Annotated in this window: 20 protein-coding genes and 1 pseudogene; 17 read left to right on the top strand and 4 right to left on the bottom strand. The window is 60.0% G+C overall.

Annotated features, from left to right (window positions below):
• Window positions 1–333 precede the first annotated feature (333 nt).
• From BHC62_RS27105 to phnX, 10 genes are all read left to right on the top strand, one after another.
• Window positions 334–1203 carry a GyrI-like domain-containing protein gene (locus tag BHC62_RS27105; protein ID WP_070996895.1) on the top strand — a complete coding sequence of 290 codons (870 nt, stop codon included), beginning with the start codon at window positions 334–336 and terminating at the stop codon, window positions 1201–1203.
• Between the two features lie 149 nt (window positions 1204–1352).
• Entirely contained in the window at window positions 1353–1682 is a 330-nt protein-coding gene (locus BHC62_RS27100; protein ID WP_029300266.1) for a hypothetical protein, read from the top strand.
• A 29-nt stretch (window positions 1683–1711) separates the two neighbouring features.
• Entirely contained in the window at window positions 1712–2083 is a 372-nt protein-coding gene (locus BHC62_RS27095) for a PH domain-containing protein (protein ID WP_029300265.1), read from the top strand.
• 102 nt (window positions 2084–2185) lie between these two features.
• A complete protein-coding gene (locus tag BHC62_RS27090) occupies window positions 2186–2965 on the top strand; it encodes an AraC family transcriptional regulator (RefSeq protein ID WP_070996893.1) in 780 nt (259 codons plus the stop codon).
• Between the two features lie 101 nt (window positions 2966–3066).
• On the top strand, window positions 3067–3972 hold the full coding sequence (locus BHC62_RS27085; RefSeq protein WP_070996891.1) for a DMT family transporter: 906 nt from the start codon (window positions 3067–3069) through the stop codon (window positions 3970–3972).
• A 26-nt stretch (window positions 3973–3998) separates the two neighbouring features.
• Window positions 3999–5801: a B12-binding domain-containing radical SAM protein gene (locus BHC62_RS27080; RefSeq protein ID WP_070996889.1), complete on the top strand. Its 1803-nt coding sequence runs from the start codon at window positions 3999–4001 to the stop codon at window positions 5799–5801.
• 288 nt (window positions 5802–6089) lie between these two features.
• Complete coding sequence (gene psrA / locus BHC62_RS27075; protein ID WP_070996887.1) at window positions 6090–7181, top strand: iron-containing alcohol dehydrogenase PsrA; 1092 nt, start codon at window positions 6090–6092, stop codon at window positions 7179–7181.
• 92 nt (window positions 7182–7273) lie between these two features.
• Complete coding sequence (locus tag BHC62_RS27070) at window positions 7274–8569, top strand: MFS transporter (RefSeq protein ID WP_029300259.1); 1296 nt, start codon at window positions 7274–7276, stop codon at window positions 8567–8569.
• Between the two features lie 23 nt (window positions 8570–8592).
• Window positions 8593–9465 (top strand): LysR substrate-binding domain-containing protein, encoded by an 873-nt coding sequence (locus BHC62_RS27065; RefSeq protein ID WP_070996885.1) that lies wholly within the window; start codon window positions 8593–8595, stop codon window positions 9463–9465.
• Window positions 9466–9547: 82 nt separating this feature from the next.
• The gene (phnX, locus tag BHC62_RS27060) at window positions 9548–10375 is read left to right on the top strand and encodes a phosphonoacetaldehyde hydrolase (protein ID WP_070996884.1); all 828 of its coding nucleotides are present in this window, start codon (window positions 9548–9550) and stop codon (window positions 10373–10375) included.
• A 125-nt stretch (window positions 10376–10500) separates the two neighbouring features.
• Here the strand turns inward: phnX and BHC62_RS27055 are convergent, their stop codons facing one another.
• Both BHC62_RS27055 and BHC62_RS27050 read right to left on the bottom strand, forming a co-directional pair.
• Window positions 10501–10884, bottom strand: coding sequence for a cytochrome c family protein (locus tag BHC62_RS27055; protein WP_070996882.1), 384 nt, complete (start codon window positions 10882–10884; stop codon window positions 10501–10503).
• Between the two features lie 53 nt (window positions 10885–10937).
• Window positions 10938–11498, bottom strand: a complete 561-nt coding sequence (locus tag BHC62_RS27050) for a hypothetical protein (RefSeq protein ID WP_083335492.1) — start codon at window positions 11496–11498, stop codon at window positions 10938–10940.
• A 177-nt stretch (window positions 11499–11675) separates the two neighbouring features.
• Between BHC62_RS27050 and BHC62_RS27045 the strand changes: the two genes are divergently transcribed.
• A complete protein-coding gene (locus tag BHC62_RS27045) occupies window positions 11676–12395 on the top strand; it encodes an SDR family oxidoreductase (protein WP_070996880.1) in 720 nt (239 codons plus the stop codon).
• Between the two features lie 17 nt (window positions 12396–12412).
• On the opposite strand, the gene BHC62_RS27040 is transcribed toward BHC62_RS27045, so the two are convergent.
• Window positions 12413–13345 (bottom strand): hypothetical protein, encoded by a 933-nt coding sequence (locus tag BHC62_RS27040; RefSeq protein WP_070996878.1) that lies wholly within the window; start codon window positions 13343–13345, stop codon window positions 12413–12415.
• A 192-nt stretch (window positions 13346–13537) separates the two neighbouring features.
• On the opposite strand from BHC62_RS27040, the gene BHC62_RS27035 reads away from it, so the two are divergent.
• The 6 genes and pseudogenes from BHC62_RS27035 to BHC62_RS27010 all read left to right on the top strand — a co-directional run bounded on the left by BHC62_RS27035 (window position 13538) and on the right by BHC62_RS27010 (window position 20509).
• Window positions 13538–13915, top strand: coding sequence for a response regulator (locus tag BHC62_RS27035; protein ID WP_029300246.1), 378 nt, complete (start codon window positions 13538–13540; stop codon window positions 13913–13915).
• 204 nt (window positions 13916–14119) lie between these two features.
• Window positions 14120–14734, top strand: coding sequence for a biliverdin-producing heme oxygenase (locus BHC62_RS27030; RefSeq protein WP_070996876.1), 615 nt, complete (start codon window positions 14120–14122; stop codon window positions 14732–14734).
• The gene (locus BHC62_RS27025) at window positions 14731–16974 is read left to right on the top strand and encodes an ATP-binding protein (protein WP_070996874.1); all 2244 of its coding nucleotides are present in this window, start codon (window positions 14731–14733) and stop codon (window positions 16972–16974) included. The genes BHC62_RS27030 and BHC62_RS27025 overlap by 4 nt, the downstream gene beginning before the upstream one ends.
• Window positions 16975–17088: 114 nt before the next feature.
• Window positions 17089–17328, top strand: coding sequence for a hypothetical protein (locus BHC62_RS27020; protein WP_143007606.1), 240 nt, complete (start codon window positions 17089–17091; stop codon window positions 17326–17328).
• Between the two features lie 98 nt (window positions 17329–17426).
• Window positions 17427–19346, top strand: a complete 1920-nt coding sequence (locus BHC62_RS27015) for an alkaline phosphatase D family protein (RefSeq protein WP_070996872.1) — start codon at window positions 17427–17429, stop codon at window positions 19344–19346.
• Between the two features lie 150 nt (window positions 19347–19496).
• Window positions 19497–20509: pseudogene (locus BHC62_RS27010) on the top strand (diguanylate cyclase domain-containing protein).
• Window positions 20510–21308: 799 nt separating this feature from the next.
• On the opposite strand, the gene BHC62_RS27005 reads toward BHC62_RS27010, so the two are convergent.
• Entirely contained in the window at window positions 21309–23342 is a 2034-nt protein-coding gene (locus tag BHC62_RS27005) for a c-type cytochrome (protein WP_029300237.1), read from the bottom strand.
• Between the last annotated feature and the right edge of the window lie 73 nt (window positions 23343–23415).

The raw sequence follows: 23415 nt of genomic DNA, 5'->3' as shown, positions 1-23415 counted from the left end.
TTAAAGAGCGGTTGGTTAAGATCTTTCGTCTCAACCGAGGCGCGCATTCTACAGCAGCCTCATTTGCTGTCAAGTGGTTATTTTCAGAAGCTTTCGAGGATTTCCTCAACAACTTCAACCACTTGCGCTTCAGATCTCTCGTCAGCGGGAGGCGAATAATACAGGATTAAAACACGTGGTCAACCCCCGCCTGAAAATTCTTTGCAAAGCGCCTGAGTTGCCATCATGAAACGCCCTAGACATCTCAAGCACTACCTCAGCAAGCACGGCTAGGCGCGGGCATACGGGTATCCCTGACTCTGTGGCCTACCGAACTCCAGGAGCCTCCATCCAGTGTCTGACTTGTCGAGCAACGCTGCCTACACACAACGCTTCAATGCAGTCCTCACCTATATAGAAGCCAATCTCGAAGGTGACCTGTCCGTGAAGGCGTTGAGCCAAGTGGCGAATTTTTCGGCGTTTCACTTCCATCGGCAATTCACTGCCTTCGTCGGCGTACCAGTTTCACGCTACGTGCAATTGATGCGGCTACGACGCGCGGCGCATTGCCTGGCCTCCACCCCGGGTTACTCGGTACTGGAAACAGCCTTCGGTGCAGGTTTCGAAAGCCCCGAGGCTTTTTCCAGAGCATTCCGGCGAGCGTTCGGTATGGCACCGAGTGCGTTCAGGAAGCAGCCCAGTTGGCAGGTCTGGAGTTCGGTGTTCACCATCCCTCACTTCTCAAGGAACATCATCATGCTCGTACGAATCGTAGAGTTTCACCCCGTCAGAGTGGCAACACTCGAACACTGTGGCGCTCCCGGGCTCGTTAGCGAGAGTGTGCGCAGGTTTTCCGAGTGGCGCATGCGCAGCGGACAGTCGCCCGTGCAATCAAGTCGCAGCTTTGGCATTCCTTTCGGCAACCCCGATACAACCCCGCCCGAAGCATTCCGGTTTGCACTCTGCGGTGAAATTAACGAGGCCGTGGCCGCAAATGAGTTCGGCGTAACCGAGCGCGTTATCCCAGGAGGGCGTTGTGTTGTCGTACGCCACGTGGGCTCGACGGACCACATCGGCGAGACCATCTACCCGATCTATCGCGACTGGCTACCCACCAGCGGCGAGGAACTGCGCGACCACCCCCTGTTCTTCGATTATCTGAGCGTTTATCCCGAGACCCCGCAGGATCAATGGCAGACTGACATATATGTACCCCTGCAATAACGCGCCACCCACCTACCGCCACATCCAATTTAATCTATACAAATCAAGCCATTAATGCTTTAAAGAAAGGCCTTGAAACTCAAGGTCTTTTTTTCGCCTGCAGAAAAATGACCACCCCCGCCGCACCCCATAGGAGAGGACCCAGGACCATGGAATTGACGCTCGAAGCCGTTGCTCTATTCGCCCTCAAACTGGTGCATGAGACCGAAGATGGCAGCCCGATCCTGCGCGACGATCTGGTCATGGATGGTTACGAGCGGGAGGTGTTTGGATTGTTGGTGCGCAGTGGCGACCTGCCAACCATCCAACGCAAGGTAGAGGAATGCACCAAGCTGGCCCTGGCGACCTTGGGTGGTGCCGACACGGTGTTGGGCCGCGAGCTGCAAAAGCTTATGACTGACGTCCAGCAAGCCTCGACACTAGAGGAACTCAATCCCCCACTCGAAGCACTCAAGGACTACCTCAAGGCAATCCTGTAGCACCCTCCCAGCCCCCCAAGGACCTTCCAATGATCGACTTCAACAACAAAGGCTTCTTCAAACTCAAGCAAAACAACGAGTATGCCGAACGCGTTGCTTCGCTGTTGCTCGATGACGAACAAGTAGTCGATGCCTATAAAGCCATGCGCGACGGCGTGGTGTTCACCACCAAACGCATCATCGCCGTGAACGTACAAGGCATCACCGGCAGCAAGAAAGACTTCACCTCCCTGCCCTACAAAAACATCGTCGCGTACTCGGTGGAAACCTCCGGTACGTTCGACCTGGATTCGGAACTGGAGATCTACTTCTCATCGCTGGGCAAAGTGAAGTTCGAGTTCACGGGCAAAACCTCGATTGTCGAAATCTCCAGGCTGATCTCTAAACATCTGTTGGGATGATCGGCTGGCAATACTCCCAGCGGTTGCCAACTGTTTCATTGCTCTGGCTCCCAGCCCGATGGCTGACGTAGGATAAGTGCTTCAGCCCAAGGAGCGTCACGGATGAGCGCCACTCCCCCCCAATCGTTCTCTCTGGCGCTGCGCTCTTATTCCGGGCAGATCGAGCTGCACGAGCACGATTTTCATCAAATAGTCCTCCCCCAATCCGGGTCGATGGAGATTGAGGTCGACGGATGGGGTGGCAAAGTCGATGCGAGCCAGGGCGTGGTGATTGCCGCCGGCGCCCGGCATACGTTCCTGGCCAATACCCGTAACAGTTTCCTGGTACTGGACGTGTTGATGCCGCCTGCCGAACAACAGCAGCCAAGCACCGCGCAGCTCCTGGATCCGCTCCATGACAAACGCTTTTTCGCGGTCCGCCCCCAGATCCGGCATTTACTCGACTACGCAAACAACAACGGAACATGGCTGGTCAACTCACCAGAAATGGCCCAGTCATGGAGCCATTTGCTCTTGGGCTCATTGCTGCAACCCGACGCCCCGCCGAACGACCCCGGGCAACTCATTCTCGCCAGGGCGCTGACCTACATCGAACAGCACCTGAGTATGCCCCTGACAGTGCATGACATTGCCCGATACGCGGGCACCAGCGAGCGGCGCTTGTATGTACTGTTCGGACAACACCTGAAACGAACCCCGTTCACCCACATCGCGACCTTGCGCCTGAACCTGGCCGTCGATCTGTTGCGCCAGACCTCGCTGTCGATCATTGATATTGCGCACCGCGCCGGTTATGCCGATCAGAGTGCGTTGAGCCATGCCCTGAAGAAAGCCCGCAACCTCACCCCGGCGGCTGTGCGTAAACAAGCACGCGATCATTGAAAACAGCAGGCCTGAACATTTTTTTGGCAGGCCCGATCAATACGCGCCCCTCGAAACTTTTTTATTGTCCCGGCATTAGGATCATCTAAAGACGCGGCCGCATGAGCACTTCCAACGCATCCTTCACCCTTGCCAAGGGCGCCGCAGGTGCCACCCTGATTGGGGTCATTGCAGTGTTTTTGTGGGCGTGCCTGGCACTGTTGACCACATTGACCGCAGGAATCCCGGCTTTTCAGTTGCTGGCATCGAGTTTCGCCGTCGCATTCGTGGCAAGTCTGTTGATGCTGGGTATGCGCGGCGCTGAGGGGTTCAGCAGTTGGCGCCAGCCTTGGTACGTGTGGGCAACGGGCTTCGCCGGCATCTTTGTCTATCACTCTCTGTATTTTTTCGCCCTGAAGGCCGCGCCGGCGGCTGAAGCCAGCCTTATTGCGTACCTGTGGCCGCTGCTGATCGTCCTGCTGTCGGGGTTTTCCACTGGAGAGTCGCTGCGCAAGCGCCAACTACTGGGGGCATTGCTCGGTCTGGCAGGGACGGCCTTCATCATGCAACAGCGCGCCCAGGGTGAAAGCCTGGCGATGCCGATTGTCGGTTACGCCGCTGCCTTTGCCTGTGCCTGGGTCTGGTCGATTTACTCGGTGGTGAACCGGCGCTTCAGCAATGTCCCCAGCAGCATCATCGGCGGCATTTGCGGGTTGGTCGCAATCGCCGGATTGCTGTGCCACCTGGCCTTCGAAACCACAGTGCAGCCTGGCGCGGGCCAATGGGCGGCAATCGTCGCGCTGGGGCTCGGCCCGGTAGGCCTGGCCTTTTTCGCATGGGATCACGCAACCAAGCACGGCAACCTGGCGATGCTTGGCGCCTTGTCTTACCTGGCGCCGCTGTTCTCCACACTGCTGCTGATTGCCGTAGGGCAAAGCGACGCCAAGCCGATCCTGCTGCTCCCTGCCGCGTTAATCATCGCAGGGGCCGTCATTGCCACTTCACGCTCACGCAAAACCTCACGCTGATATCGAGCCCCCCAGGAGATAGACAAATGGATTTGATCGCTTCGCAAGATACCGTGAGGATCGAGAGCTACGGCCCCGGTTTTTCGGTTGCGCCCACACGGCCCTTGCTCAGTCACCTGGGACAGCCATCGTTACTGAGCAGCCGCACCGGCATCCGCCGGCGTGCCAATGGCGAAGCCCCTCGCGTATTGTTGTTTGTTCCCCCTTACACGCGCCTGATCGAGCCCACGCTGGACGACAGCGCATTCGCCCGCATCGGCATTGATACATTTGAAGTCATGAAACGTGCCGGTACCCCCATCGGTCTGTTGCGCATCGCCACCGTCGCCCGACGTGCGGGTTATGAGGTGCAGATTGTCGATGCGCCCTTTGCCGGCTGGTCCCAGGAGTCCAGCCTGGTCAAGGTCGACCAGGGCCACCTGATCCGCTACGGCCTGACCGATGCGCAGATGCGCAAGATCATCGAAACCGCGCAGCCCGATATTGTCGGCATCCAATGCAACTACACCGTGCAATGGGGCAATGCCCGTGCACTGGCTGAACTGGTAAGGAATATCGACCCCAATCTGGTCCTGGTAACCGGCGGTGCTCATTCCAGTGGCGATTGGAAAAACGCGCTGCTGGATTCGGCCTTCGACTTTGCACTGATCAACGAAGCCGACCGCGCCTTCACACTGCTGCTCGATGCCTTGACCCACGAGGGCACCGACATCAATGCCGTGCCTGGCGTGGCCTACCGCGACAGCCGTGGGCAACTGGTTCGCCCTAGCCACAAGTCCAGCTATCTGAGCATCGTCCCCAAGCGCCAGGACCTCGACGAGCGGCTTGGCCTGATGCCCTTGCCGGATTTCAGCTTCCTGGACATGAACCATTACCTGCAGCCCTACCACTCCTCCGGAGCACGGGTGCGCAAGTACGGTGCCTGGGCGCAGATATTCTCCACGATTGGCTGCAACGTGAACTGTAACTTCTGCTACATCCCGAAAATCAATGGCCCTTGGCGCGCCCTGGGCCTCGACTGGTTTGACCTGCACTTGGCCGACTTGGTCAAGCAAGGCGTGACCGAGGTGTTGATCGAGGACGATCACCTGATGCACGACCCGCTGTATGCCATGGAGGTCGGTCGGCTGCTGAAAAAACATGACTTGCCCTGGGTTGAGGAAGGCGGGTTGAGCCTCTTCAACCTGATCCTGCTGCACCTGGGTGAGCGTTTTATCGCCCAGATGGACGAAAAGGAGCGCAAGAACCCCCAATATCGCAATGTGATCGAAGCGGTCAAAGGAGGACTGACGGCAAGGGAGTTCATTCGCTCGATTGCCGAAAATGGCTGCTACAACATCTACCTTGCGGTGGAGAGCGCTAACGAGGACGCCCTGCTCAACTCCAACAAGTCCCGACTCAATGCCATTCAACAATCAACGTTCGAACTCATCGAAATCTTTACCGAATACGGGATTCAAGTTACTGGCGGCTTCATGCTGGGGTTCGTCAACCCGCCTGCGGGGCCTGGGCAAAAACCTTTTGTAGAAAGCCTGGAACTGATCGACCGGACCATCGATTACGCCGTCAACCTGATGGGCGCCGGCATGGCCTATGCCAACCCGTTTATCGTCACCCCAATTCCCGGGACGCCGATGTGGGAGTACCAGCAGCAATTTGTCGTGCGTCACTACGACAACGGCTGGTCCCATGAAAAAGCCACCATGGCAACCGATCAATGGAGCGCCGAGGCTATCGAAAAAGCCCGCATGGAGTTGCTGGTCAGGGCCAATGGCGCAGACCGTGTCAGGGAGATGGTGCGTCGAGGCACCTGGCCCGTAGACGCTTGATATTGGGGTTGAAACTTATCTGCGCAGAGGCGAGGGAGTGTGCCATCACATGTGAGACTGCTCCCTACCCTCCACGCAAATACCTGCGATACCAAACGACGCCAACGAACGCTGAAACCACAACCACCGCTCCATTGCCCGCCAACCGAATCCCGAAGTTGCGACTCTGCTGTGCATCCCCCCACTATCGGCCCAACCAATCCATCCCCCCAATCTATCGATTTGAGCTCTCCCCCACCCTCACCGACTATTGGCGCCACTTCCAACAACAAAAACCAGGAACACGCCATGACTGCCCGATTCCACAACCCGGTAGACACCCGCTTCGGCTGGGGCTGCCTGCAAGACCTGGCCAGTATCACCGCACACCAGACTGTCGCCCTCGTCACCTTTCCTGAAGCCCGTGCGCTGGGTTTGGTGCAGAGGATCCAGGCACTGCTGGACGAGCGCTTGGTGTATGTGGTCGAGGATGTGCAGCCCAACCCCGATGTCGCTCAACTGCGTGGCACCTATGAGCGTTTCTGGCAGCAGGCCGGAAGTTGTGATGTGGTGCTGGCCGTCGGTGGTGGCAGTGCGATTGATACGGCCAAGGCATTGATTGTCGGGACCGAGTCCGGGCAGTTCGATGAGTTGCTGGCGTTGTTGGCGACCGGCCAACCGTTTGTACCGGCCCATTGCAAGACGTTGATCGCGGCGCCGACCACCGCGGGTACCGGCAGTGAGGTGACGCCCTGGGCGACGATCTGGGATTCGGCCAGCCACAAGAAGTACTCCCTGCACCTGGACTGCACTTGGCCAAAGGTAGCGATTGTTGATCCACAGTTGATGCTCACGGTGCCAGCCGGGGTCACCGTATCCACAGGGCTCGATGCTTTATCCCACGCCCTGGAGTCGATCTGGAATATCAACGCCAACCCGGTTTCCGACACTTTTGCGGTGTCCGCCATCGAGGACATCCTGGAGTGCCTGCCGCAACTGCGGCGCGACCTTGGCAACCCAGAGTTGCGCTCACGCATGGCCTTGGCGGCACTCAAGGCAGGCCTGGCGTTTTCCAATACCAAGACCGCCCTGGCCCACTCCATTTCCTACGAAATGACCCTGCACCACGGCCTGCCCCATGGCATCGCCTGTTCCTTCACCTTGCCGTTGGTGTTGGGGTTGGCGTGGGGGCATGACGCGGCGCGCGATCACACGCTGCGCCGGGTGTTCGGCGATGACCTGGATAAAGCCCAGACCCAGTTGCGCAACTTCCTGCACAGCCTGGACGTAAAAACCGAGTTCGCCGACTACGGCGTCACGCCCACCGAGGCCGACGCGATGATCCGCTTCGCCCTGCAAGGGGCACGCGGCAAGAACTTTATCGGTTCCAGGGCCGCCTGAGCCCAACGCAATTCAGTCTTTCCTCTTGCACCTGTAAAGCGTGCCACCCCGTCGCTGCGGTTTCGGGGGCGAATAACAATAAGGAAAACATCATGAATCGTGCACACACCCTGCCTGTCCCTGCCGTTCGCTCGGCGTCGTTCCGTGTTGCCCAGTGGCGCATGCTGCTGGCGGCGATGTTCTGTTACCTGTTTTTCTACACCGGGCGCCAGACCTTCGGCTTCGCCATCCCGGGGATACAGGCCGAGTTCGGCCTGACCAAGGAGGTGCTGGGCTGGATCTCGGCCGCCATGCTCTGGGCCTATGCCATTGGCCAGGCGATCAACGGCAACCTGGCCGACAAATTCGGCGGCCGGCGCATCATGACCCTGGGCGCGGTGCTGTCCTGTGGCGCCAACTGGGTCACCAGTTTTGCCAGTGGCTTTGCCGGGTTGATCCTGCCGTGGGGCATCAACGGGTACTTCCAGGCACTGGGCTGGGCGCCGGGCAGCCGCTTGATCTCCAATTGGTGGAGCGCCAGCGAGCGCGGCCGGGTCTATGGCTTCTATGTGTTCGCCGCCGGTTGTGCGTCGGTGCTGTCCTATGTGACCTCCATCGTGGTGCTGGAGGTGCTGCACCTGGAATGGCGCTGGATCTTCCGCCTGCCAGTCCTGCTGATGCTGGCCGGGGGCATCCTGTTTTACCTGGTGGCCCGTGAACGCCCGCAGGATCTTGGCTTCGAGCCCCTGGCCGATACCGGCGTGGCCAACGCCGAGGACAAGGGCCATGAAGTGGCCCAGGACACCGAAGAAACCTCGGCACAGCGCTACAAAGCCGTGCTGAAAAACGCGCGCCTGATCATCGCCGCCGTGTCCCTGGGCTTCCAGAACGCTGCGCGCTACGGCTTGATCGTGTGGGTGCCGGTGCACTTTCTCGGTGCCAACTGGAAAAGCGGCGACAGCATGATCGATCCCAAGTGGATCACCGTCGCCCTGCCAGTCGGCATGGCCGTCGGCGCCCTGAGCAATGGCTGGGTATCCGACAAGCTGTTCGGCTCCAAGCGCTACCTGGCGATCATGCTCTATATGTTCCTCGGCGCCGCCACCAGCCTGTGGATGTGGAGCCTGCCGCCCCATAGTGCAATCGGCCTGGTGGCGCTGTTTCTGTGCGGGTTCTTTGTCTACGGCCCGGCATCCAGCTTCTGGGCTCTGTGCCCGGACTTGGTAGGCGCCAAGCGCGCAGGCACCGCAACCGGTGTGATGAACTTCTCGTCTTATCTGTTCGCTGGCCTGGCGGAACCGCTGATCGGCAGTATGCTCGACAGTACCGGCAATACGTCGCTGATCTTCATCGTCGTCACCTCGGCCTGCCTGTGCAGCGCGGTGGTGGCCCTGTTTATCCGCCGTTGACGCCCTCTGGAACAGGACCCGTTATGTACCAGTACCACAAGTGGCTGCGTTCGTTTCATGCGGTCGCGAAGACCGGTAGTTTCACCCTCGCCGCCGAGTACTTGAGCGTCGGCCAGCCAACGGTCAGCGAACAGGTGAACGCCCTGGAAAAGCAGTTCTCGGTGGAGTTGTTCCACCGCCGTGGGCGCTTTATCGAGATGAGCGCGGCCGGCCACGCGCTCTACGGAATCACCCAGGGCCTGTTCGGCCAGGAGGATGAGGCCATGCAATTGCTGCACAGCTTCAAGCAGCGCAAGACTGGGATGTTGCGCCTGGGCGCGGTGTCGCCGCCAATCGCCATGAACCTGACGTACGAGTTGATGCAACGCCACCCGGACATCGAGCTGGAAACCTCGTTTTCCCCGGAGAAGGAAACCCTCGACCGCCTGTTCAACTTTGATATCGACGTGGCAATCCTGGCCCTCTCGGAATTTGACCGACGCTTCGACACGCAACTGTACCGCCGCTACCCGATCATCGCGGTGGTGCGCGACGACCATCCCTGGGCGGCGCAGAAAGAGGTGCACGTCGCACAGATCAGCCAGGAGCGCTGGGTCATGCGCGAACGCAGCTCACGCACCCGGCAGTTGGTGGAAGAAAGCTGCAAGCGCCTTGGTGTGGACCTCAACTGCGTGATGCAGCTCAACAGCCGCGAGGCCATCGTGCATGCCATCGCCAAGGGCATCGGCATCGGCTTTGTGTCGGAGGTGGAGTACGCCGAAACGCCGGGCACCACCCCGATCACCTTTGTCGATCACCCGTTTTCCATCGACTACCACCTGTGTTGCCTGGGGATCCGGCGCAACCGCCCGATGATCGCCGAACTGTTTGAGGCCAGCCCCATACCGGCTACCTGAATCGCCTGATTTTTTTGTACGCAACCGGCTTACCCCGTTTATCGGGGGACGGCCCACTCATACCCGAAACTGGAGATTGCTCATGCATTACCAACAACCTGCCAAGCTGCAAGCCGTGGTCCTGGACTGGGCCGGCACCGTCGTCGACTTCGGTTCCTTCGCCCCCACGCAGATTTTTGTCGAAGCCTTTGCCGAGTTCGGCGTCGCGGTTTCCCTGGAGGAAGCGCGCGGCCCCATGGGCATGGGCAAGTGGGATCACATCCGCACCCTGTGCAATCAGCCGCAGATTGCCGAACGTTATCGCGCCGTGTTCCATCGCCTGCCGAGCGACGAGGACGTCACCGCCCTGTATGAGCGTTTCATGCCACTGCAGATCGAGAAAATCGCCCTGCATTCGGCGGTGATTCCCGGCGCACTGCAGGCAATTGAAACCCTGCGGGGCAAAGGCCTGAAGATCGGCTCGTGCTCGGGCTATCCGGCGGTGGTGATGGCCAAGGTGGTTGAGTTGGCGCGGCAAAATGGCTACGTGGCCGATCATGTGGTGGCCACTGACGAAGTGCCCAACGGACGTCCACATCCGGCCCAGGCCCTGGCCAACGTGATCGCCTTGGGCATCAGCGATGTGGCGGCATGCGTCAAGGTCGATGACACTTGGCCAGGGATCCTGGAAGGGCGCAGTGCCGGCATGTGGACGGTGGCGCTGACCTGCTCCGGCAACGCGCTGGGGCGCACTTACGCACAATACAAAGCGCTACCGGCCGAAGAACTGGCCCAGGAGCGCGAGCGTATTTCCCAGATGTTTGAGGGTGCGCGACCACACTACCTGATCGATACCATCGTCGACCTGCCAGCGGTGATCGATGACATCAATGGGCGGCTAGCGCGTGGTGAAACACCCCAGGGCACCTGATCCTGGCAGCCTGCTCGTCTGTGGCGAGCGGGCTTGTCGGAGCGCCGCATCGCCCGCGCTGGGCTGCGAAGCAGCCCCAACCAGCCAAATGCGGTGTATCAGATATTCGTAGCGGCTGGTTTGGGCTATTGCGTCTGGAAAGTCTCAAGATACGCCAGCAGATTCTCGATCTTCTCCTGATCGCTGATCCCCCAGAAAATCATACGGGTGCCGCTCACCACTTTCTTCGGGTTCTCGATATAGGCGGCAAGTGTTTCCCGCGTCCACACCACACCTGAGTTTTTCATCGCGTCGGAATACTGATAGTCCGCCGTGGTACCCGCCAGCCGCCCGATCACCCCATTGAGCTGTGGCCCGAAACCGCCGCGCGCATTCAACCCGACACTGTGGCAACCGCCGCAGGTCTTGGTGAACAACCTGCCACCCGCCTCGGCATCACCTGCTGCCGTCGCCGAAGTGTTAAAGAGCGCGGCAGTGAGCAAAAGAGTCAGTAAGGCAGCGGGTTTCATCAGGGGCTCCAGGTCAGGGCTTTAGCAGTGAAGGCGGCAATTATGCCTGCGGTTTACTTGTCCTCGTCCACGTTATTGAAGCGTGCCCGGTTGATCTGCCAAGGCAGGGCTGGCTGCGAACGGATTTTCTTGTGTTTGCCCCGGCTGAAAAAGTGCGTCTGCAGTTCAAGGAAGTGCCGGTCGCGCCCAACTGATTCAAAGGTCACAACGAAAAAGATCAGTGGCGTGCTGGCCTTGGCCCAGAGCTTGGAAGCCTTCTCGATGGCTTCGGGCAAATGGCTTTTGGTGCTGTAGGACACGAAGGTGGAGAACGCCGCCTGTTCATGGTTTTTAAACAGCTTGCTGATTTCATCCACTTTATCGTTGTGGGACTGGACCCACTCCCATTCGACATTGGACAAAATGCTCTTGTCGGAATACTTCAGGACCGCATCGGTACGCCCGCCCTGTTCGAAATAAGCACGTGCGCCCAGCAATTTCGCGCATTCGCGCATTACCAACCCCACATGAATCGTCCAGCCCGCACGGTTGGTGACGGCATCGACCTCCACCGGAAAATCCTGATACCACAGGCAATTGAATAAGGTGATGAAGTCGCGTTCGATCCGTTTCATTTTTACTTCCTTAGCGTCGACTGGATAAATGGCAAAGAGCCATCACTCTAAAACAACTCGAGACAAATCGCTCCCTGTACCTGGCATAACATTTAGACACAGCCATTTAATTGCCATCACTCCCGCCCTCTGCTTGCATGCGCACTTTCCCTCAGCACGTCAGTTCAGGAGCGATCGATGAGAACCATGGTGGTCGGTGCAAGCAAAGGTTTGGGCAGGGCATTTATGGAAGGCCTGGGCGGGGTGGGCGATACCTTGATCGGTGTCTCGCGCAGCCGCCCCACTGGCTTGGTCTCCAGCACCGGCGCCGAAGTGTCGTGGGTAGAAGCCGACCTTGGCCAACCAGCACAGGCCGCGCAGCTCATCGAACAAGCAGTGGCGCAGGACGGGCTGGACACGCTGATCTATAACCTGGGCATCTGGGAGGATCGGGCGTTCGATGAGGCCTACAGCTTTCTCAAGGATGAAGACACGCAGTTGGAAGCCATCGTCAGTTGCAACATCACCGCGCCTCTGCTGCTGATCAAGCGCCTGCTGCCCGTACTGTTAAAAAGCCCCAACCCACGCATCATCCTGACCGGCTCGACCTCGGGGCTGCCCCAGAGCGGGCGCCCGGAAGTCACGTTTGGCGCGTCGAAATTCGCCCTGCGCGGCATGGCCGATGCCCTGCGCGAAGGCTATCGGCACCAGCGCCTGGGCGTGACCTGCCTGAACCTGGGCTACCTGAATACCGAAGACCCGTTGAGCACATCACGGCTTGAGGCCGAGCAGCGCGGCGACGGGCAGTTGATCCCGGTACATGACGTGGTGCAGGTGGTGCGCATGGCCATGAGCCTGTCATCGGCCAGCTTCGTCAAGGAGCTGACGTTGCCGGCCTTGCTCGACGAGCGCTTCTGACTCAATAGGCCGAATCTTCAGACAGCCAGGTAGATCGCCATCAGGCACAACGGCACCAACACCAGCCCCAGCAACATCATGAACACCACACTCATGGCGTTGGCCCGGGGCGTGCCAACGTGGCTGACAACCCCCATGCACAAGCGTCGCAGCCAGTCAGCGCCCCTGGCGAACTGGTAGGCCACGGTGATGGTAAGCAGTGAGAGTGTGCCGGTGACCGCGCAGTAAAACAGGATCGGCTCAGGCATGAAGTAGCTGGAGATAAAACCTTCGGACGTGGCGTAGATAAACGTCACGGGCTGAAACAGCGAAATCGAATACAGCACATCGCGCAATGGACTGAACGCGATCGTCGGCCGCACTTCGTCGGCGGGCAACATGGCGTACAGCTCGCTCATATCCGACCAGCGAAACCAGTAAACCGCCGCGCTGAACAGCAGGTACGCCAAGGCAATCGTCGCCGAAAAGCACCACAAAAACCGCCACGAACCAAAGCCGCGGCGCATCCCCACATTGATGCTCCATTTCGTCAATTGGATGGTCACGCAATCGATCGCGATCGCGACGAGCAGGCCCTTGCTATAAAAGTCCTTGATCGCCTGCAGCACATTGGGCGGCGGCGGCACATTGAACACGTGCTCAGGGTTTTTAAACAGGTAGAGATCCAGCAGCCACACGACAAAAAACACCAGTGACACCAGCAAGGTGTACAGCGGGATGCTGATCAACTGGCGCCTGGCCAGTAACGTGCGCCCGAACACCCGTTGGAAACAACTGGCCCACAACTGCGCTATCCCGATAAAGCGATCACGCCCAAGGCTCATGCCGCTCAAGCTCTTGAGTATTTCCAGGCGACTTTTCTTGGTGCTGAACGCCACTGCCACCAACACCCCGGTGCAACCGAACAAAACGGTGGCAACGACGATCAACGCGCCGATCATTTCTTTCACACTGGCATTCCTTGCGGTGAATTTTCCGGCCCACATCCTGGCTTAACCCACCCAAGACTCGCAAGCTATAGCGGTTGTGCAGGCGCCGTAGATACCACCAAATGACCACCCATCGAATAAAAAACATCCAATCGAACCTAACCCCTGACAGGCCACTCCACCTTATTCAACCCAGATGGTGGAGTAAGGATCATGGCTCAGCCATCGATATTGGTATTGGAAGACGACGAGATTATTCGCTCGCTGATGGTGGACGTGCTGGAGGAATTCGGCGCCGTGGTGACCTCTTTCCCTTCGGCCGATGAGGGGATGATTTTTCTGGAGAGGACCAGTGATCCGGTAGACCTGATTGTCAGCGATATCCAGATGCCCGGCCTGCTCAACGGGTATGACCTGAGCAAGGTCGTGGCCCATCGCTGGCCATCCTTGCCAGTGGTGCTGACCTCAGGCAATACGGTGATGGCCGCACAACTGGGCAGCACGGTGAAGTTTTTGCCCAAGCCCTGGAGCACGGAGCGGCTGCTCGACTGTGTGCAGGCCGCGTTGGTGCAAGGTACCTCCCTGCACTAATAGCATCGCAATATCGCGGCAATCGAACTTCGCGACAGCGTGTGAGGTCTGTTTTTGAGTATCCGGTTATTTTTCTGACGAAAACGTCAGGTTTTTCGTTATGACCTCTCAGATACAGACGGTCGGGCGTATAGAATTGTGCGCCCACCCTTCACTCACGCGTCAGCCATGGCCCGCCCTGGCCGACCCCTCCGAGCTTCCTTCATGCATCTACCGGCCCATGACGTCGCGGCGCCCTCCCTGCTTGAAGCCTTGCGCTCGGGCACAGCCCAACTCCATGTGGCCCTGGAAAAACGCTTGCCGTTCTTTTCACCGAGACTGGATGCCGATTGGTATGGCCGCCTGCTTGCGGCCTACTACGGTTTCTACCATCCGATGGAATCGCGACTGTACGACAGCGCGATGATTCCCGTGGGATTCGACCAGACGCTGCGAGTGAAAACACCAACCCTGCACAGTGACCTGATTGCCTTGGGCCTGGCTAACCCAGCGATTGTCGCCCTGCCCCTCTGCCCGAGCCTCCCTCCTCTCGGCACACCGGCCGCCTGCCTGGGCGTGTTGTATGTGCTCGAAGGGGCGACCCTTGGCGGCCAGTTGCTGCGCCGGGAGATGGCCCGCAGCCTGGGGCTGGACGCCAGCAATGGCGGCGCCTTTCTCAATGTTTATGGCGCCGAGACCGGTCGGCGCTGGAAAGACTTTCTCGACTACCTGGGCCACGTTCCGCTGGACGACCTTGGCCGTCAGCAGGCGGTGGACGCGGCCTGTGCGACATTTCGCTGTTTTGAGCAATGGCTCGACAGCCAGGAGGTACTGCTATGAAACCCGATGACTTTGAACAACTGCTGGCCAACTGTGCTGACGAGCCAATCCGTTTTCCCGGTGCGATCCAGCCTCACGGCGTGCTGCTGACCCTGAGCGAACCAGACCTGCGGATCGTGCAAGTCAGCGCCAACGTGGCCAGCCTGTTCAATCACCAGCCCGAGGCCTTGCTCGGCCAACCACTGGACACGCTGCTGGGCACGCAACCTACCGACGTTGTGCGCCAGATAGCCGGCCAACCCAGCTTTATCGATGCCCCACCACTGTACGTCACCCTTAACGGTGGCCAGTTCGAAGGCCTGTTGCATCGCCACCAAGGCGTGTTGGTGCTGGAGTTCGAGCCACACTACGAGCACTTCCAGCCCAAGTCCCAGAATGGTCGTACCAGCAACCTGGGCAAGATGCTGCAACGGTTGCAGTCGGCGAAAACCCTGCAAGCCTTGTACGAAATCAGCGTGAGCGAAATCCAGGCCATGACCGGCTATGACCGGGTACTGATTTACCGCTTCGAAGAGGAAGGCCACGGCCAGGTCATCGCCGAAGCATCCGCGCCCTCCATGGAACTGTTCAACGGCCTGTTCTTCCCCGCGTCCGACATCCCGCAACAAGCCCGCGAGCTGTATCGCACCAACTGGTTGCGGATCATCCCCAATGCCGACTACGAGCCGGTGCCGCTGCTGCCCAAGCTGCGCCCGGACACCGGACAGCCGCTGGATCTGAGCTTCGCCACCCTGCGTAGCGTGTCGCCGATCCACTGCCAATACATGAAGAACATGGGCGTGCTGTCGTCCATGAGCATCTCGCTGATGAAGGGCGACAAATTGTGGGGCCTGATCAGCTGCGGTAACCGCGAGCCGCTGCACGTGCCCAACGATCTGCGCACCACCTGCCAGACCATCGGCCAGGTGCTGTCGTTGCAGATCAGCGCCATGGAAGCCCTGGATATCAGCCGCCAGCGTGAAGAAAAAGTCGACGCCCTGGGCGTACTTAACCAGGCAATGAGCAACTCATCGGACGCGGTGTTCGACGGCCTGGCCCAATGTCCGCAGGTGCTGATGGACCTGGTGCAGGCTGGCGGCGTGGCAATCATTGAAGGCCAGCAACTGCACCGCTACGGCAACTGCCCCGAGCCGGAGCAGATCCGCGCCTTGCACAAGTGGTTGAAGGACACCGGGCAACCGGTGTTTGCCAGCCACCATCTGTCAGCGGTCTACCCGCCCGCGGCGGATTATCAAGCGGTAGCCAGTGGCGTCATGGCCATGAGTTTGCCCAAACCGGTGGACAACGGCGTGCTGTGGTTCCGCCCGGAAGTCAAAGAGAACATCCAGTGGAGCGGCGACCCGAAGAAACCGCTGGCCCTGGAAAAATCCGACACTGGCCTGCGCCTTCGCCCACGCACCTCGTTTGAAATCTGGAAGGTGGAAATGGCCGGCATCTCCACCAAGTGGAGCCCCGGCGACCGCTTTGCCGCCAACGATCTGCGCCGCTCGGCCCTGGAAAACGACCTGGCCCGCCAGGTCCTGCGCGAACAACAGGCCGTGCGCGCCCGGGATGAGCTGGTAGCGGTGGTGTCCCATGACCTGCGCAACCCGATGACCGTGATCTCGATGCTCTGCGGCATGATGCAAAAGGCTTTCAGTTCCGATGGCACCCACACCTCGCGGCGGATTTCCTCGGCCATCGACACCATGCAACAAGCCGCCGGGCGCATGAATGTGTTGCTGGAAGATTTGCTCGACACCTCAAAAATCGAAGCGGGCCGCTACACCGTCAGGCCGGTGCCGCTGGACGTCAGCCAGATCTTCGAAGAGGCCTACTCACTGCTGGCGCCCCTGGCCCTGGAAAAGGGCGTGGACCTGTCGTTCAACGCCGAACCCGGCCTGCAGATCAACGCCGACCCCGAGCGCCTGTTCCAGGTGCTGTCGAACCTGATCGGCAACGCCATCAAATTCACACCACGCCAGGGCATTATCGGTATTTCGGCGATGAGCAATGACGAGGAAATTGTGTTTTCAGTGCGTGACTCCGGTGAGGGCATTGCCCCTGACCAGTTGCCCCATGTGTTTGATCGCTATTGGACCCTGACCGAAAACAATCCCACGGGCAGCGGCCTGGGGTTGTACATCACCCAGGGTATCGTCAAGGCCCACGGCGGCCGGATCGAAGCCCAAAGCGAGCTGGGACGTGGCAGTGAGTTCCGCTTTACCGTGCCAAAAGCGCCGAAAGAATCACACCTCTGATCGGGCATGCTGTGGCAAGCCCGCTTGCCACAGCGTCGCGCTCTTCGTATTCATATTTGGAAGCGAGTTGTTTATAGCTCGACTATCAGCCTCCTAGGTAGCGTTGGCGTCGCCATGGCAGCGCCAGACATTCTTACCGAGACGATACCGATGATCGCCACTATCACTTCCCCCCTCGTACACCTGCATCAGTACCCTGCACACTCGGACGAACCCGCCCTCACGCGCAACAAACGTTCCTACGACCAACCCTTCGCCGCGGGGCCGGCCAATGACTTCAACCGCCTTTCAGCCAACGACCGCCGCAAGAGCACCGGCACGCTGGACAGCCTGGGCCGTGGGAACCTGCTGTAGATGATCCAGGCCGGGGCCCCGCACCTGCCGCGTTGACAAAACACCGACATCCCCTGCGCTAACCTGCGCTGTCATCCTTCGCACAGAGCCATTTTTTCATGCTGCAACCCGACACATTGCCCGCCGTCCTCGCCGGCCCCCTGTTGCGTCGTCTGGAACCTGGGCGCCTGGTGTTGTGGCTGGTGGGCAGTCGTGCGCTGGCACTGACCCTGCGATTGCAGTTCACCCAGCACGCGCGCCAACAGTCGCTGGATATCGACCTCGACGCCAGCCGCTGCCAGGTGATCCCCGTAGGTCGCGCAGCGTTTATCCACCTGATCGATGTAACGCTGGACACGCCGCTGCCCCAGGACGTGCCCATCAGCTATGACCTGCTGACCGATGATCAAAGCGGCATCGCCGAGTGGGCGCCGCACCTGCTGTACGCCAATGCCCAGACCCCGGATTTCATCCTGCACAGCCGTATCCGCCAGTTGCTGCACGGCTCTTGCCGCAAACCCCACCATTACGCCGATGAAGGCCTGCTCTGCGCGGACCGCCTGTTGGCCGAAGATCGCAGCCTGGCCCAGCGCCCGGCCCTGTTGATGATGAGCGGCGACCAGGTGTATGCCGACGATGTCGCCGGGCCGATGCTGCGCGCCATTCATGGCCTGATTGCTCGCCTGGGCCTGTTCGATGAACACCTCGATGGCGCAGTGGTGGACGACAGCACCCGGCTCTACGACCACCCCGCCAGCTACTACCATCGCGCCGACCTGTTACCGGCGCTGGAGAGCAACGAGACCCTGCGCGAACGCTTCTTTGGCGGCGTGAAGAAACCGATCTTCACCAGCAGCACCGCCGACAACCACCTGGTAACTTTCTCCGAAGTCATGGCGATGTACCTGCTGGCCTGGTCGCCAACCCCTTGGAGCCTGATCGCCCCGCACCCTCCCACGCGGTTATCCCTGGAAGAACGGGCACGCTACGCCCGTGAACAGGTGCCTGTGGATAAGTTTCGCGATGGCCTGGCCGGCGTGGCCCGGGTGTTCGCCCATGTTCCATGCCTGATGATCTTCGATGATCACGACATTACCGATGACTGGAACCTCAGCGCCCAGTGGGAGCAGACCGCCTACGGCAACCCCTTCTCCAAGCGCATCATCGGCAACGCCCTGCTTGCCTACATGCTTTGCCAGGGCTGGGGCAACAACCCCGATGCCTTCGCCCTAATCGTGGAAAAAACCCTGGCCCTGACCGCCACCGCCCAGGACCACGACAATCATCTGCATGCCCCCAGCCAGGACCAATTGCTGGAAGAACTCCTGAAATTCCAGCAGTGGCACTACGTGCTACCCACCACTCCGGCGCTGGTGGTCATCGACACCCGCACGCGGCGCTGGCGCAGTGAGTTCACCCTCAAGCAACCGTCCGGCCTGCTGGACTGGGAAGCCTTGAGCGAATTGCAACAGGAACTGCTGGACCACCCGTCGGCCATCATCGTTTCGCCCGCGCCGATCTTCGGCGTCAAGCTGATCGAAACCGTGCAGAAAATCTTCAGCTGGTGCGGCTACCCGCTATTGGTAGATGCCGAAAACTGGATGGCCCACCGTGGCGCGGCGCAAGTGATCCTGAATATCTTCCGCCACTCGCGTACCCCGGGGAACTACGTGATTCTGTCCGGGGATGTGCACTACTCGTTCGTCTACAAGGTGCTGATCCGCCATCGCAATGTCGGGCCGCATATCTGGCAGATCACCAGCAGCGGTATCAAGAACCAGTTCCCGCCGCGCCTGCTGGAATGGTTCGACCGCCTCAACCGCTGGCTGTACTCGCCGCGCTCGCCCCTGAACTGGCTGACCCGTCGCCGTCGCATGCAGGTGGTGCCGTATATCCCGGAGCATGCCGAAGCCGGCGAGCGCCTGTGGAACAGTGCCGGCATCGGCCAGGTATTTTTCAACGAACAAGGCCAGCCTGAGTCGATCTACCAGCACAATGCCAACGGTGCGCCGCCCACGCGCATGGTAGAGCCGCAATAGCCTGCAGGCCGCGAATAATGGCACTTAGCCATGGTTTTGCGGCCTCTTCTACGCAGGCAAGCCTCGTTGTACAGTACGCCAAGCCACGGAGTATCGGCGTTAACACCTGACTGGCCATAGTGAGCCAGCACCCTCGCAGGGAGCGCGCAGATGGGCGATATATCCGATAAGGATCCGTTGAAAGGTGAGCTTTTCGACGTCAATGCCGACCTGGTCCATGCCATCATGGAACTGGTCAGCGATGGAATATGGGACTGGAATGCCAACACCGGGTTTGTCTACCGCAACCCCGGCTGGTACGAAATGCTGGGCTACAATCCCCACTCCCTGGAAAACACCGTCTTCACCTGGGAAAGCGTGATCCATCCCGACGATTACCCCCATGTGATGAAAGTCTTCGATGACTACATCAATAGCCGCGCCACCCACTATCAAGTCGAGTACCGCTGTCGAAAAAAAGACGGCACATGGCTATGGATCGAAGACCGTGGCTACGTGATCGCCCGCAATCCCGATGGTTCGGTGTGGCGTATGGTCGGCGCACACCGCAGCATTCACGAACGCAAACGCTCCCTGGAACAACTTGAGCGGCGCAACCAATCCCTGGAAGCCCTGGTGGCCGAACGCACCCGTGAGCTGTCGCGGGTCAACCAGCAACTGCAGCTACAACTGGACGAAAATCGCTCCCTGGCCGAGCGCGATACCTTGACCCGTATCGCCAGCCGCTATCGCCTGGAAAAAGCCTTGCTGGAAGAATGCGAACGCGCCCAGCGGTTTCGCCTGCCGTTGGCGGTGATTGCCATGGATGTCGATGACTTCAAACCGATCAACGACCAGCACGGGCATGCCGTGGGCGATGCCACCCTGCTGCAGGTAGTCGAACGCCTGGAGCATTGCGTGCGCCAGGGCGATCTACTGGCACGCTGGGGTGGTGATGAGTTTATGGTGATCATGCCCAAGAGCACCGTGGAAACCGCCATGGCACTGGCCGAGCGTATCCGCCAGGCAGTCCTCGACATCCCCCTGTGGGTGATTTCAAAGTGACCTTGAGCCTGGGGGTGGTACAACGCCTCGACCACGAGTCGCCCAGCAACCTGATGGCTCGGGCGGACCAGGCGTTGTACCGGTCCAAGGCAGCAGGCAAGGACCGGGTTTCACAATAGGGACTGTGCCTATACCTGTGGCAAGCAGGCTCGTCGTGGCGAGCGGGCTTGCCCTAATGCCGTTCAGTTAAGCCTTTTTGTAGGAGCGAGGGGGACGCCTAGTTCTTGCTCGCGAAGAACTTGAGAGCGCCGCGTTTACCTAGCAAACACGCGTTATCGTTGACGTCCTTCGCGAGCAAGCTCGCTCCTACAGAAAGCAGAATCCGCTTAACTGAACGGCATTAGGGCTTGCCCCGCGCTGGGCTGCGCAGCAGCCCCAACATTAGCACCCCAGCCACGCCAGACACACCGAGCAAACAGGCTTTGGGGCGGCTTCGCCACCCAACGGGGGACAAGCCCCCTCTCCACATTTACCGCGCCAGCCTGCCGACTGCGGCCAGAGCACCCGTTGTGGCAAGCGGGCTTGTTGTGGCGAGCGGGCTTGCCCGCGCTGGGCTGCGCAGCAGCCCCAACAAACCCACCCCAGCCACGCCAGACACACCGAGCAAGCAGGCTTTGGGGCGGCTTCGCCACCCAACGGGGGACAAGCCCCCTCTCCACATTTACCGCGCCAGCCCCCCGACTGCGGCCCGAGCACCCGTTGTGGCAAGCGGGCTTGTTGTGGCGAGCGGGCTTGCCCCGCGCTGGGCTGCGCAGCAGCCCCAACAAACCCACCCCAGTTACCCCAGACACACCGAGCAAACAGGCTTTGGGGCGGCTTCGCCACCCAACGCGGGACAAGCCCCCTCTCCACAGCTGACCTCCTACGCAGCAGCCCCCACTCCCCACAGGGCACAGTTTTTTTGCCAATACCCCCGCGCTAGTAACGCGCATCCACCGGCTTGCCGCCGTTCGGCCAGTCCTTGACCTTATCCGGGAAGTCCGGGCGTGGTTTTTGCGAGAAGTAGGCGGCAACGTCCACCGCTTCCTGGTCCGACAAGCCGCCCTGGCCCAACGGGAATTTTTCGTGGAAGCCGATCGGCATGTTGCGTTTGACGAACGCGGCCGCGGTGTAAGTGCGGGCCATGCCGGCACCGATGTTGAACGACTGATCGCCCCACAACGGTGGGTACACCAAAGTGCCGTCCGCTCGGACCAGGCCTTCGCCGTCATTGCCGTGGCATACCGCGCATTGCTTGGCGTAGACCTGTTCGCCATTGGCAAGGTCGGGCTTGATGGCCGGGTCGATCTTGCCGACACCCCGGCCTGGCACCTTGTCCTCGGGCTTGGTGTTGTTTTTCATCCAGTCGAAGTACGCCACCATCGCCTGCATGTCCGCCGATTGTGGCGGCACCGGTTTGCCATTCATCGAGCGGCGGAAGCAACCGTTGATGCGTTCTTCCAGGCTCACCACCTTGCCAGCACGCGGGGCGTAGCTGGGGAAGAAGGCCGACACGCCCACAAACGGCGAACCATCCGCCACGGTGCCGGCATTGAGATGGCAACTGGTGCAGTTCAGCGAGTTGCCGACATTGTCTGGCAGCAGTTCCTTGGTTTGCAGGTGCAAGCGCATGCCGCGTATCACTTGGTCGGCATTCGAAGCTGCCAGCAGATTGGCCAGGCGCGGGGTTTCGAAGGCCGATGAGTCGGTGCTGACCGGGTTGAGCTGGTCACGCATTTTCTTCACCTGGGCGGTACTGATCGGCGTGCCTTCGTTACCCCAGCGCGTGCGCACAAAGGTGAGAATTTCCGCCACTTCGTTGTTCCCCAGGCGCGCAAAGCCCGGCATGGTGTAGACCCGTGGATGGGCTGCGGTCTCGGCGGTTTCCCAACCGGTAAGGGTAATGTGCAGCAACGAGGTCGGGTTGCTGGCGACCACGCCGGCGTTGCCGGCCAATGCCGGGAACAGCCCTTTCACACCGGCGCCGTCGCTGCGGTGGCAATCGCTGCAGAACTGCATGTAACCCAGGCCGCCACGGCTGGTGAACAAATCCTTGGGCAGTTCGGCAGGACCTTTGGCGACCGCAGGCATCGGCAGGTCGTCCTTGCCCGGTGGCAGGGATTTCAAATACGTCGCGACGGCCGTCAGGTCGGCGTCCGTGAAATGCTGGGTACTGTGACGGATCACGTCCACCATGTTGCCCGACACTGTGGCAAAGCGGTTCTGCCCGGTCTTGAGCAGTTGCACGGTGTCTTCCACCGTCCACAGGTTGCGCAGACTCAAGGCGCGCCAATGCTCGACGGTTTCCCCGCCCAGGTAGTGCTCGCCGCCGCTGCCGGTGTCGCTCATGGCTTTTTCCTGGAAGGCGATACCCCGTGGGGTATGGCACGAGCCGCAGTGGCCGAGGCCCTGGACCAGATAGGCGCCGCGGTTGAGCACTGCATCCCGGGCCGGGTCGGGCTGGAACGGTTGTTTGTCGAGGAACATGAAGTTCCACAACGCCAGGCCCCAGCGCTGGTTGAACGGGAACCCCATGTCTGCTTCGAGGTTGGCCTGGCTCACCGGCTTGACCTCATGCATCAGGTAGGCGAACAAGGCGCGCATGTCCTCTTCGCTCATCTTCGCGTAGGACGGATACGGCATGGCTGGGTACAGGTTCATACCAGCCGGTGTCACACCTTCACGCATCACGCGGTCGAACTGTTCAAAGCTGTAGTTACCGATGCCGGTCTCGCGGTCCGGGGTGATGTTGCTGGAATAGATGGTGCCCATGGGCGTGCTCAGTTCCAGGCCGCCGGCCATCTGTGGACCTTGCTTGGCGGTGTGGCAGGCGATGCAGTCACCGAGTTGGGCCACGTATTTGCCTTGGGCGATCAGCTCGGTATCGGGTTTGGCAGGTTCGTTGGCGTGCAGGGGAAGCGCAAGACACAGCGTCGCCCCCATCAAGGCCAAACGTGACAGAGAAAGGGCCATCGCATTATTCCTTTAATAACCTGGCCTGGGGGTTGGCCCCTGGGTACAGGTTTATCTTCGTTTTTATGAGGTC

Origin of the sequence: Pseudomonas sp. 06C 126 (genome assembly GCF_001855215.1) — a bacterium.
GTDB lineage: Bacteria > Pseudomonadota > Gammaproteobacteria > Pseudomonadales > Pseudomonadaceae > Aquipseudomonas > Aquipseudomonas proteolytica.
Note: the sequence above shows the minus strand (reverse complement) of the source record. Positions and strands in the feature narration are given on the sequence as shown.